This window comes from Epibacterium ulvae, from assembly GCF_018678075.1.
In the GTDB taxonomy this organism is placed as follows: Bacteria; Pseudomonadota; Alphaproteobacteria; order Rhodobacterales; family Rhodobacteraceae; genus Epibacterium; species Epibacterium ulvae_A.
Map to the genome: position 1 here is coordinate 55,226 of NZ_JAHHIR010000037.1, position 11,932 is coordinate 67,157.

General features: G+C 56.1%; 12 protein-coding genes. 6 read left to right on the forward strand and 6 right to left on the reverse strand.

The window, feature by feature from the left end; genetic code table 11:
• Positions 1–13: 13 nt before the first annotated feature.
• Positions 14–1,483, forward strand: coding sequence for a carboxypeptidase M32 (locus KMP13_RS11010; RefSeq protein WP_215265910.1), 1,470 nt, complete (start codon positions 14–16; stop codon positions 1,481–1,483).
• 51 nt (positions 1,484–1,534) lie between these two features.
• Here the strand turns inward: KMP13_RS11010 and KMP13_RS11015 are convergent, their stop codons facing one another.
• The 4 genes from KMP13_RS11015 to KMP13_RS11030 form a co-directional block, all read right to left on the reverse strand.
• On the reverse strand, positions 1,535–1,885 hold the full coding sequence (locus KMP13_RS11015; protein WP_215265911.1) for a DUF6614 family protein: 351 nt from the start codon (positions 1,883–1,885) through the stop codon (positions 1,535–1,537).
• Positions 1,886–1,952: 67 nt separating this feature from the next.
• The gene (locus KMP13_RS11020; RefSeq protein WP_215265912.1) at positions 1,953–3,008 is read right to left on the reverse strand and encodes a lipocalin-like domain-containing protein; all 1,056 of its coding nucleotides are present in this window, start codon (positions 3,006–3,008) and stop codon (positions 1,953–1,955) included.
• Positions 2,998–5,394, reverse strand: a complete 2,397-nt coding sequence (locus KMP13_RS11025) for an ABC transporter permease (RefSeq protein WP_215265913.1) — start codon at positions 5,392–5,394, stop codon at positions 2,998–3,000. Before KMP13_RS11025 ends, KMP13_RS11020 begins: the two co-directional genes overlap by 11 nt.
• Complete coding sequence (locus KMP13_RS11030) at positions 5,391–6,035, reverse strand: ABC transporter ATP-binding protein (RefSeq protein ID WP_215265914.1); 645 nt, start codon at positions 6,033–6,035, stop codon at positions 5,391–5,393. Before KMP13_RS11030 ends, KMP13_RS11025 begins: the two co-directional genes overlap by 4 nt.
• Positions 6,036–6,218: 183 nt before the next feature.
• Between KMP13_RS11030 and KMP13_RS11035 the strand changes: the two genes are divergently transcribed.
• Both KMP13_RS11035 and KMP13_RS11040 read left to right on the forward strand, forming a co-directional pair.
• Positions 6,219–7,076 carry a YihY/virulence factor BrkB family protein gene (locus KMP13_RS11035; RefSeq protein ID WP_215265915.1) on the forward strand — a complete coding sequence of 286 codons (858 nt, stop codon included), beginning with the start codon at positions 6,219–6,221 and terminating at the stop codon, positions 7,074–7,076.
• A gap of 115 nt (positions 7,077–7,191) precedes the next feature.
• Positions 7,192–7,362 carry a hypothetical protein gene (locus tag KMP13_RS11040; protein ID WP_215265916.1) on the forward strand — a complete coding sequence of 57 codons (171 nt, stop codon included), beginning with the start codon at positions 7,192–7,194 and terminating at the stop codon, positions 7,360–7,362.
• 30 nt (positions 7,363–7,392) lie between these two features.
• Here the strand turns inward: KMP13_RS11040 and KMP13_RS11045 are convergent, their stop codons facing one another.
• A complete protein-coding gene (locus tag KMP13_RS11045) occupies positions 7,393–8,109 on the reverse strand; it encodes an RlmE family RNA methyltransferase (protein ID WP_215265917.1) in 717 nt (238 codons plus the stop codon).
• A 68-nt stretch (positions 8,110–8,177) separates the two neighbouring features.
• Positions 8,178–9,290 carry a Ppx/GppA phosphatase family protein gene (locus KMP13_RS11050; RefSeq protein ID WP_215265918.1) on the reverse strand — a complete coding sequence of 371 codons (1,113 nt, stop codon included), beginning with the start codon at positions 9,288–9,290 and terminating at the stop codon, positions 8,178–8,180.
• Positions 9,291–9,580: 290 nt separating this feature from the next.
• Between KMP13_RS11050 and KMP13_RS11055 the strand changes: the two genes are divergently transcribed.
• Genes KMP13_RS11055 through KMP13_RS11065 form a run of 3 tightly spaced genes read left to right on the forward strand, consistent with a single transcriptional unit; the run spans position 9,581 to position 11,912 of the window.
• The gene (locus KMP13_RS11055; protein WP_215265919.1) at positions 9,581–9,877 is read left to right on the forward strand and encodes a virulence factor; all 297 of its coding nucleotides are present in this window, start codon (positions 9,581–9,583) and stop codon (positions 9,875–9,877) included.
• Positions 9,878–9,904: 27 nt separating this feature from the next.
• Complete coding sequence (locus KMP13_RS11060; RefSeq protein WP_215265920.1) at positions 9,905–10,828, forward strand: methylenetetrahydrofolate reductase; 924 nt, start codon at positions 9,905–9,907, stop codon at positions 10,826–10,828.
• A gap of 10 nt (positions 10,829–10,838) precedes the next feature.
• Positions 10,839–11,912: a methyltetrahydrofolate cobalamin methyltransferase gene (locus tag KMP13_RS11065; protein ID WP_215265921.1), complete on the forward strand. Its 1,074-nt coding sequence runs from the start codon at positions 10,839–10,841 to the stop codon at positions 11,910–11,912.
• Positions 11,913–11,932: the final 20 nt, after the last annotated feature.

The window sequence follows — 11,932 nt, forward strand, 5'->3', positions numbered from 1 at the left end:
GGAATTCAAAGAGATGGCCGCATTTGATGAACTAATGGCGTTCCAACGCGAAACCCAAGCATTGGGGCAGGTTGCTGGGCGATTGGGTTGGGATCAGGAAACCATGATGCCCCGCGGTGCGGCTGCGCAACGTGGTGAAGAAATGGCCGCGATGGAAGCTGTTTTGCACGCCCGTCGTAGCGACCCGCGTGTGGCTGATTGGCTGGAGGCGGCTGAAGTCACCGATGACGTCACGGCGGCGCATGTGCGTGAAATCCGTCGCAGCTTTGATCGCGCGGTCAAAGTCCCCGCCGACCTCGCCAAAACACTGGCCCGTGTCACGTCTGAGGCGCAGGGCAAATGGGCCGAGGCGCGCGCCAACGAAGACGTGCCTGCCTTTGTGCCGGTGCTGGAAGAGGTCGTGGCTCTTAAGCGCGAGGAAGGTCAAGCGCTGGCGGACGGCGGTGATGTCTACGACGCGATGATCCAGGACTATGAACCCGGCACAACGGCGGCTGAAATCGGCGCGATTTTTGATGCCATGCGCCCGGAATTGGTAGCACTGCGGGCAGCGGTTCTGGAAAAACCCGCGCCCGCCGGTGTGAAAGGTACGTTTGATGCCGCCGAACAAATGCATTTGGCTCATACTCTCGCCGAGGCGTTTGGTTATGACATGGGACACGGGCGTCTGGACAAAGCCGTGCATCCGTTTTCCTCTGGCAGCGGAATGGATGTTCGGATCACCACACGCACCAGCGAAACGGATCCGTTCAACTGTTTTTATTCGACAATTCATGAGGTTGGCCACGCCTGTTACGAGCAGAATATCTCACGCGACTATCTACTGACGGCGCTTGGATCCGGCGTATCGATGGGCGTCCACGAAAGCCAAAGCCGCATTTATGAGAACCAACTGGGGCGCAGCCGTGCCTTTACCGGATGGCTGTTCGAACAGATGCAGGCCCGGTTTGGCGACTTTGGCATCGCGGATCCAGATGCGTTTTATGCCGCCGTCAATGCGGTCCAGAATGGCTATATCCGAACCGAGGCGGATGAGCTGCAGTACAATCTGCACGTCATGCTGCGGTTTGATCTTGAACGCGACCTGATGAGTGGCGCGTTGGAAGTTGCCGATCTGGAAGACGCCTGGAACAGCCGCTTTGCCTCTGACTTTGGCTATGCGGTCGATAAGCCGTCCAACGGGTGTTTGCAGGATGTGCATTGGTCGGTGGGCTTGTTCGGCTATTTCCCGACCTATTCTTTGGGCAATGTCTACGCGGGGTGCCTTTATGGGGCGCTACGCAAAGCTGTTCCACAGCTGGATACGGATCTGGCCAAAGGCGACACGAGCACCGCGACCGGATGGCTGAAACAGAACCTGCAACAGCATGGTGGCTTGCGCACACCGTTGGATACCATCCGCCATGCATGTGGTGCCGAGCCAACTTATGCGCCGCTCATGGCCTATTTGAAAACCAAATTTTCGGCCCTTTACGATCTGTGACGCAGGGAAAATAAGGTAGCAAAAGCCGGGCGTTACGTCCGGCTTTTTATGTTACACCAGCGCCATACGTTCTGCGCGTTCGGGATCCGGGAATGGCCGATACAGCCCAACGTCCACCGACGCGATGAGCGATGACACAGCCGCGTACAAACGCTCGACCTCTTCATCTTTTTCCCCAAGGACATGAAACGCGCTGTCCAATTGGGTCATATTGTCGAATTCAATATCCAGCAGGAAATCACGACAACTGTCATTGGCGAGGTGCAGTTTTCGCCGCATCAACCGCCAGTCGCGCACCGTGCCGCGTTCCTTAAGATAGGTCATCCAGTTTTCGACCGCATTTGCAAACGCCAGTGCCCGGGCGTCATTCAAAAGGTCGATTGAGCAATGATACAAATTCATCGGGCTCTCCCCCGTTGATTGAAAAGTGCTCGACTTTATAGCTAAACGCGTTAGAGAAGGGTTAAACCTACTCCCCGTAGCCCGTCATCTCCAGATATCCGCGCCCGTTGTGGCTGCCAGTTACCTTTACTGGACCTTCCCAATAGGAAAACGAGGTCTCCATCCAGGCGTCAGGGTTCAGGGCGGTGACGGTGATGTCAACGGATCGCTCAGGTAACGTCACCTTCCAAGACGTTGGAATGTCGCCCGAAATCGAACTGTCGAACGCAACCGGAGCGGCCTGAAACGCGCCGGGTGGAAGCGGTGACACGCTGCCCTCGGGGTTAATCCAACTGCCGGAAGTGAAGGGGCCAGATGCGCCGCGCAAGACAAAACCCATCAGCTTGCTGTTGTCGTCAAAGTTCAATGAGAACCAGTCCCAACCGCTTTGATCATCTGCAAGGGGTTGGCTGGACCATTCGCGGTCAAGCCAGCCTGAGCCGTTCACATCGAAAACCTGTTCGTCCAGAGTGACTTGGCCCGTGATCTTGTAGTGCGGTTGCGAGTAGTAATAGCTCGCTTGTCCCGCCTCAGACTTTACGGAATACCCCAGATCGCCGTGAAAGACCAACTGCCCGTCGGCGCGAAGTTGCAGATCATAGGCAAAACCATCGCCAGATGCAGTCAACGACAGGTGATCGAGGCTGGCGTTTGTGCCCGCCATGCGCCAATCATCGATCCAAGCTTCAAACGGGGTTGCGATGACACCCGCTTGACCAATGCCTCCGCGAGACAGCTTTTCGGCGAAACGGTGGGTGTCGGCGGTGGTGACGGCTGCATGCGCGAGCCAGAGCTGTGGGCTTTGCCAATCATGTGTCTCTTGGGGTTCGCTGGCAGAGCGGAACAAGGTCCATTGAATTCCCAAATCTTGACCATCGTTGTCTTTAAGGTTGGCCGTTAAATACCACCACTCAATGCGAAAATCAGGATGCGCAGAATGGTCACGCGGGAACGAAAGGGATGTTCCGCGTTCTGGGACCTGAAACCCATCTGCTGCGCTTTGCCCCAGGCCGGCATACCCTTGGGCTTGCGTGATTGCCGGTGCCAGCAAGATGAGCGCGGTGAAGATCTGTTTAACGTTCATTGGCGAACACCTTGAGCAATTCTGAAGGAGCGATACGCAGCAGTCGAAATGCCGATGGTGCACAGGCCAAAAGTGCGGCCAACAGTGCCAAAAGAACGGTGCGCAACCAGCTGACAGGAAAGAGATAAAGCGGCAGTTTCCACCCGAACGCCAGGACATTGGTCACCGATAACAACACCCAAGCCAGCGCCAGGCCCAACGGTATGGCAAATAGGGCAGTCAGAAACGCCAGACCAAGACTGCGCGCCACCTCAAGCCGGGCGATCTGGTGCAGCGGTAATCCCATCGCCCAAATCGGCGCAATCTGCGGTAAACGCTGGTTCCACAGCGCTGCAAAGCTGGTGAGCAAAGCAAAACCAGCGATAGCGAGGGTCAATACGTTTAACGCGGCCGTGACCACAAAGGTTTGATCGAAGATCTTTAGCGATTGGTCGCGCAACTGAGGCTGGTCTAAAATCGCGCTGTCATCTAGATTGAATTGGTCCCGCAATGCGTTGCGAAGGCTGACTTTATCGGAAACGGCGACCGCGATATTGGTGAGCTGCGCGTCCACGGAGCTGCGCTCCAAAAGACCGTTGGACATTATGATCTGGTGATTTGGATTGCCGTAGTCCGAATAGGCGCCCAGGATCGGCACGGCCCCGATATTCTGCAAAGACAGCGTATCACCGGGCCACAGATCACGGGCCCGCGCCATTTGTTCGTTGATGACAACCCCGTCGCCTGCATGAAGGTTCGGCCAGGTCTCGTGCGCTTGCGCAACCATTGGCCAGTGGGTTTGGTAATAAGGATCATCCACAACGCCCCAAACTCGGGTCGGATGCGCCGCGCTCGGCAGATCAGCGGTTCGAAGAGGGCGCGCGGTGTGTCCTTGGCTTGATAAGTAGTCCAATATCGCAGGCGCCTGCGAAGGGTCATCCACACGAATATAAAGATCAGCTGCAAACCGCTGATTGATCCAATCGATAAACGTGAGCCTGAAGCTGGATGTCATTGTTTCAACGCCGATATTTGTCGCAATGGCCAGCGCCAAAGCCATCAGTGGGACGCCAAGCGTGTGCAACTGAACCCGCATGTCAGACCAGAGCCACTGCTGCAATCCGGGCCGTGCGGCCCCTTCGGCGAAACCAATAATCCACGAGGCAACGGCGGGCAGCAATAACACGCTTCCCAACATCAAGGAGCCCATCAACGCAAAGCCTGCAATCAAGTGCGGCACCAAGAGGAGGAGCGGGGTGACAATCAACAATAAGCCACCGACAATTAACCCTCGTTTGCGCATCCGTGCAGAGGTTGCTCCGCGCGCAGATGTTGCCGGCCCTTGCAGGATGGGCAAGCGATAGACTTGGAATAGGGAGCTTCCACCGGCAATCGCGGTGCCCAGCACAGTCATCGCGAGGCCGAGGAGCGCCCATGACAGCTCCATACTCAAAGCGCCGGAAACCTTTGCCCCGTAAAGCCCGCTCAAAGTGGCGTTGACCCCGGGCAGCAAAGCGCCGGCGACAAAAAAACCGAGTCCTAATCCCAGGCTACCCGCAAACAAAGCCAGCAACAGAAGTTCCGCGGCACAGAGAGATACGAGGGCGGTCAATGTCAAGCCAAGGCTGCGCAGCGTTCGCATCAATCCGCGCCGTTGTTCTACCGCCAATTTGATGGTGCTTTGCACGATGAAAAGGCCCACCACAAAGGCAAGCAGGCCAAAGGCTGTCAGGTTCAGGTGAAAGCTATCGGTTAATTGCCCAGGCGAGATTTGCGCCGCTTGGGCCCACCGAAACTTTGGCGGCAACGCAACGATTTCTTTCGCGTTCTCTTGTAAAACAACAAGGTACGAGAGGTTTTTCAAGTCAACGCTCAGGTCTAGCGCCACGGCAAAATCAGTCACCACAATGCCAATGGGAAGGTTGGGCACGACAGTAGTGCGTGTCGCCGGTATTTCCATCTCGTCCAGAGTTTGAGGGTGCGCAAAGAACGGCAGTTGATCCAGTTTCGGAGCCGCACTGGATGACGTGTCGGACGCGGACGCGTCGTTTGAGTTCAAAAGAGTGTCGACCATCGGGTGAGACAGAACATCGATGGCCATCAACGTCACCGCGCGGCCGCCCAGTGTCACTGTGCCTTCCCAAACTGGCGACACTAGCCACCCTTGGCGTCTGAGTGCGACGTAATCCGCCAGCGAAAGGTCTCCGTCAGCGACTGTAATACGGTCCGTCCCAAAGAGCGTGAGTTGGGATTCCGCCGTGGCATAGCTGCTGCGCGCGGTTGCATTGATTGCCTGCACCGCCGACCACAGCGCTGTCGACAACGCCAACCCGAAGACAATTGCCACCAATTGAACGGGTGCGTGGCGCCAATGAGACAGGAGCGCCAGGAGGCCCCAGTACATCATTCTATGCGCCCTTGGCTTAAATGAAGTCGCCGATCCGTGCGTGCCGCGATCGCTTGTGAATGGGTGACCAGCAACAGCGACGTTCCTTCCTGACGTGCGAGATCCAGGAGCAAATCCAGTACCTTATGGCTGGTCTCTTCATCCAGATTTCCGGTGGGCTCATCGGCGAGCAAAAGTTGCGGGCGCACCGCCATGGCCCGCGCAATCGCGACCCGTTGTTGTTGGCCGCCGGACAGTTGATCCGGATATCGTTCGCGCAGCTCATCCAAGCCGAGGTGCTGACACAGGTGCGTGGCCCAATCGGTCTCAAAGCGTTCAGCCAATCGAGCGTGCAGCGCGATGTTCTGCCAAACCGTGAGCGAGGGCACCAAGTTAAATTGCTGAAAGATCACCGCCACAGTATCACGCCGTAGTGCGGACCGTTTGGTTTCAGACATGTCTGTAACGGTTTGTCCGGCCACATAAATCTCTCCAACGTCGCAGTGATCCAGCGCGGCTGCCAGATGCAGAAGCGTGCTTTTCCCTGATCCGCTTTCACCGGTGAGCGCCAGCGTCTCACCCGCGTTCAGCTTTAGGGACACACCACGCAGGATTTCGCGCCGTCGCCCTTGTGCAACAAAGGCTTTGTCTACATTTTTCATCACCAGGGTCACAGTGGATCTCCCAAAGCGCGCGCCTGCAAAGGTCAGCAGCGTCACAGTTTCGATGTGATATACAACAGGGATAAGGCGTTGGTTTTGAAAAGAAAGCACGAATTTGCGAGCGACCCTGTTTTGCCGCAGGGATCGCTCAGCTGTGACGCGGTAGTGCAGAGGGACATCTGAATGGCGGTTCACATTTTTTTCAAAGCGCTAGTCCTGGCCACTAAGCAGTTCCGACTGAAAAACGGTTGGGTGTTGAGTTCCCATATTGCGATGTCGATGATGTTGGCGCTGTTTCCCTTTGCGCTGTTTACGGTCTCTTTAGCGGGGGCGGTTACGGAGGTTTCGGCGCAATCCATTGATATTGAATATGTTCTGGACCTGCTGTTCGGATCTTGGCCTGCGGCCGTTGCTGATCCGATCAAAGGAGAGGTGGTTGCGGTGCTGCAAAACTCGGGCCTGCGCTTGGTGACCTTCAGCGGTATCGTGACGCTTTATTTTGCCTCCAACGGTGTTGACGCGGTACGGTTGGCGATGGTCTCCGCCTATCGGGAGGAGGATCGCCGCCCGTATTGGAAAGCGCGCCTGATCTGCGTGGTTTTGGTGATCCTCGGCGGGCTTGGCCTTTTGGCAGCTGCCTTGTTCGAGGTGCTTTTGCCGCTGTCCATTCGATATCTTGCGGAGCAAATTCCGGGAATGAATGAGTGCTTTGTTGCGACTTGGGAAAATGGGTTGAACGGTATTTTGGTGCTGACCGTGCCTCTGGCCGCCGTTTTCGTCAGTCATCTGGCGTTACCGGATCGATTGCACAGGTTGACTGAGATCGGGGCAGGGGCCGTTTTTACCGTTGTTCTGTGGTGGGCTGCGGGCCTTGGCTTTGCCTATTATGTCGCGAGTTTTGCGCAGTATTCGGCGACCTATGCAGGCTTGGCTGGCGCTATGGTCGCGCTGGTGTTTCTGTATCTGAACGCGGCAATTCTGATCCTTGGAGCGGAATTGAACGGTGCTTTGATGTCGTTGCGCGAGGAGGCGCAGGGCTAGCTACTGTTTCCAAATTAACAACAATAAGGCAGCTATGCCACAATTGGGCCATAACTGGTCCACACTCGCCGCTTATCCCAGAAGCAGAGGCAAAAAAAAGCAGTTGGGATAAACCATGTCAATTCTCGCGCAGACCATCAAAGTCATCAAGACCGCCAAGGTCATCCGCAGTAAATCGCCATCCGAACAGGTCCGCATTTTACGCCTGACCGAAGATGAAGACATGCTGCCGCGCATCCAGCGTGAGATTGCCAGCCAGTCGCTTCAGGCGCGCGCGCCACTTTAAGTGCATCGCACGTGCAGATGGGGTGTAGCGTCAGCCGCGATACCCCATGGCCACCACAAATTTTTCAGAGCTGTCCGACCGGGAGGAGGGCGGCTTGACGTTCAGGACCTTGTCAAATTTGGTCTTGAGCAGTTTTTGCAATTCGCCTTCCGCGCCGCCAGCCAGAACTTTAGCAACGAATGTTCCACCAACTTCCAGAACATCGAATGCAAAATAAGCTGCTGTTTCACATAGCGAAATGATGCGCATGTGATCGGTCTGCTTGTGGCCTGAACTGGACGCGGCCATATCCGACATCACGACGTCCGCTTTGCCGCCAAGCCACTCTTTGACCTGATCGTCAGCGCCATCATCCATGAAGTCCAACTGGTGAAATTCAGCACCAGCAAGCGGCTCAATTTCTTGCAAATCCACGCCGACGATGCGGCCGACGGACTTGCCCTTTTTCTCACCCAATGAATTGACGCGTTTTACCGCGACTTGGCTCCAGCCACCGGGCGCGCAACCCAGATCGACAATAAGAGCACCAGGCACAAGGAACCGGAATTTGTCGTCGAGTTCCATGATCTTATACGCCGCGCGGCCGCGGTACCCTTCTAGCTGGGCACGCCGCACATAGGGGTCGTTCAATTGCCGCTGCAGCCAGCGAGTCGAGCTGAGCCGACGTCCGCGCGCGGATTTCACTTTGACCTTCAGGTCCCGTTGTCCACGGCCAGAAGTGTTTTTTCCAGTTGGCGTCTTTGCCATTTCATCACCATCACGAAAGCAGCGTCTTGGGCTACTTTATCACATCTATTTCAATATTGGAGCTTGGGTCAGAACGGCCCGTCTTCCAGAACACCATCCGCGCTCATCTGGGCATAAAGCAGCCCCTCGCGCAGTCCCCGATCCGCAACAGACAGGCGATCCGTGGGCCAGCACCGCAGTAACGTCTGCAAAATAGCTGAGCCTGACATGATCAACGCCTGCCGGTCATCGCCGATCCGGGGATCATGGCGGCGTCCGTTGGGACCGAGGTCTAGATACCCTCGTATCACTTTGTCAATCTGATCCGACGTCATCCGCAGCCCATCGACCTTGGTCCGGTCATAGCGTTTCAGCCCCAAATGGGATGCAGCCACGGTTGTTACGGTGCCGGATGTTCCAACGATCTGAAACCCTTCGCGAGTTTGTTCGTCCTTGTAGGGGGCAAATGTCGCCAGGTTTTCTTCGAAAAACCAGCTCATCAGGGCAAAGCGCGCGGAATCATCTTCGACGTCATTAAACTGATCGCGCAGGGTTGCCACGCCGAGGGGGACGCTGATCCAATCGACCACTTTTGCGGCCGGAAATGGGCTGTCCCCGGTGTGAAATCCGGCCTGCAACCGCATGATCGCGGTCGGGCGGTCGCGACGGCGCACGGATGAGAGGTCGATCCAGACCAGCTCGGTCGACCCACCACCGATATCGACCACCAACAATTGTTCGGTTTTTGTCGAGACCAAGGGCGCGCAAGAAATGACGGCCAGACGGGCTTCTTCTTCTGGTTTGATAATCTCCAGCTTCAACCCGGTTTCGCGCCGCACCTGATGGATGAAATCACGTGCGTTTTTCGCACGCCGACAGGCTTCGGTCGCAACCAGTCGCATGTTTTTGACGCGATGGCGTTTCAGCTTTTTCTGACAGATCCGCAGCGCTTGTATCGTGCGACTCATGGAGCTACGCGACAATCGGCCAGACTTCTCTAGGCCGGCGCCCAATTGCACCGACTTGGAGAAACTATCGACCACATGAAACCCGCTGCCCTTGGGTTGGGCAATGAGCATCCTGCAACTGTTTGTTCCCAAATCCAAAGCCGCATACAACGCGTCAGGATCTGGGCGGGCCGGTGCTGTCGTCTCTACCGCGACGGGAAACGTATGGGCACCTTTTGAACGCCTGGGCGCCATGATTCACGCCCTCCGATTATCGTGTTAAGTTTAGGATATGTCGCGCGTACCTCCGGCGCAAGCTTCCCGAGACAGAATGTGAGTAAATCTCAGGCAATTGTTCCAATCATGCTCATGAAGAGTGTGAATATTATGAGCGCCGCTTGTGCTGGATTTTTATGTGTGTTCCGCGTATCCCATGTTCCGCCAAAAGGTCGCTGAAAACGCATGTGGCGTCGAAAACCGACGAACGTGCCACACATGCTGCCAGTACAAACCATAAAGACCCAGACAATGAGGGGATCAGGAAAATGCCTGACGTCACAATCGTATATTGGCGAGATATTCCGGCTCAGGTCATTGTTGGCAAAGGCCGCCGTGGCAGCAAAAAAGTCCTGGATGAACGTTTTGAACAAGCGATCGACCGGGCTGCCATGAAAGTCGGTGCCAAGGATGCAGATGCCTATCTGGCTGAGTGGCGCAAAGCAGATCCTTATCCCGTGGACGGCGCGGCAGACGAGATCGTCGTGTCGGAAGCTCAACGTCTGGAACAGGAGTATGATCAGGACCGCCTAAAGGCGCTGATCGCGAATGACGGATGGGCGTAAGCCTTGGGATCTTTATGGGAGGCCGCGATGGCTTTGCTGAACTTTAAAAAACGGGACAATGGCGCGCAGCCTGTAAACCCAGAAGTCGAAGCCTTTCTAGAGGGTTATTCGATTGAAGTGATGCCGCGCACCGCGGCCAAAGTCGACGACTTTCGTGACCTTCTGCCCGCAGGCACGCGTGTGTACATTGCCCATATCGAGGGCACGCCAATCGAGGAAATGGTGGAAACAGCCAAGCGTATCAACGCCGAAGGCTATCCCGTCATGCCGCATTTCCCGGCCCGGATTATCAAGGACCAGGCGACGCTTGCCGATTGGATTGCCCGCTATCAGGGTGAGGCCGATGTCAAACAAGCGCTGCTGCTGGCCGGCGGTGTGAACACGCCGCATGGCGATTTCCACAGCTCGATGCAGTTGTTGGAAACCGGTCTTTTTGACAAAGCCGGGTTCACCAGCCTTCATGTGGCCGGTCACCCCGAGGGGAACAAAGATATCGACCCCGATGGGTCTGACAAGAACGTCTCCGAAGCGCTTTTGTGGAAGCAGAAATTCTCGGAAACCACCGATGCGCAGATGGCGCTGGCAACCCAGTTTGCCTTTGACGCCAAGCCGATCATTGCTTGGGCCGATGCGATCAAGGACGCGGGCGTGGACATTCCGGTTCATATTGGCATCGCAGGCCCAGCCAAGCTGCAGACGTTGATCAAATTCGCCATCGCATGTGGGGTAGGGCCGTCGCTGAAAGTGCTGCAGAAACGCGCGATGGATGTGAGCAAGCTGCTGCTGCCCTATGAGCCGACTGATGTTGTGGCCGAACTTGCCGCGCATAAAGCCGCGAACCCCGATTTCAACGTCACCAACGTGCATTTCTTCCCGCTGGGCGGGATCAAGACCAACGCGACTTGGGCCATTAACAATGGCGGTAAGTCGGCGAAACCTGTGAACACCTAAAGGATCAAGTATGACCCGTACTATTATTGAATCTAAATCGAAAACCACGATTATCGGGTTCGATCAGCCGTTCACAGTTATTGGTGAGCGCATTAACCCAACCGGTCGTAAGATTCTGAACGAAGAGCTGGAGCGCGGTGACTTTTCCCGCGTTGAAGCCGACGCACTGGCGCAGGTCGCGGCAGGTGCCACGGTGCTTGACATCAACTCTGGTGCGGTGTTTTCCAACAAAATGGCCGAAGACCCGCGTTACGCCGACAACAACTTTGTTGAGCCTGACCTGATGCGTCAGCTGGTGAAAACGGTTCAAGCTGTCACCGACACGCCGCTGTGTATCGACTCATCGGTGCCTGGCGCGCTGGAAGCCGGTCTGGAAGCGGCCGAAGGGCGTCCGTTGTTGAATTCGGTCACCGGTGAAGAAGAACGGCTCGAGCTTGTGCTGCCATTGGTCAAGAAATACAACGTGCCGGTGGTTGCGATCTCAAACGATGATACGGGCATTTCTGAGGACCCCGAAGTCCGCTTTGCTGTGGCGAAAAAGATCGTTGAACGTGCCGCCGATTTTGGCATTCCAGCGCATGACATCGTCGTTGATCCGCTGGTGATGCCAATTGGTGCGATGGGAACGGCTGGGCTGCAAGTCTTTGAATTGAATAACCGTTTGCGCAATGAGTTGGGTGTGAACACCACTTGTGGTGCATCCAATATTTCGTTCGGCCTGCCAAACCGTCACGGCATCAACAACGCGTTCTTGCCGATGGCGATGGCGACAGGGATGACCTCTGCGATTATGAACCCGATCGCGCTGCCGGTTGGCCCCAAAAAGATCGCTGCCAAAAAGGAAGAGATCGCGGCGGCCGGTATCATCCTGCCGGATGACATCGACGATGAGGTCTTTGTGAAACTCTTTGGCATGGGCTCGACCAAACCGCGGGCTGGCAAAGAGATGGAAGCGATCCGGGCTGCGAACTTTCTGACCAACAACGATGAAGGCGGCGCAGAATGGATCCGTTTCAATAAATCCGATGAGGATGGCGCGGCAGGCCGTGGGCGTCGTGGCGGTGGGCGTCGCCGTCGGGGCTAATTATACGGCTGACTGAGTTG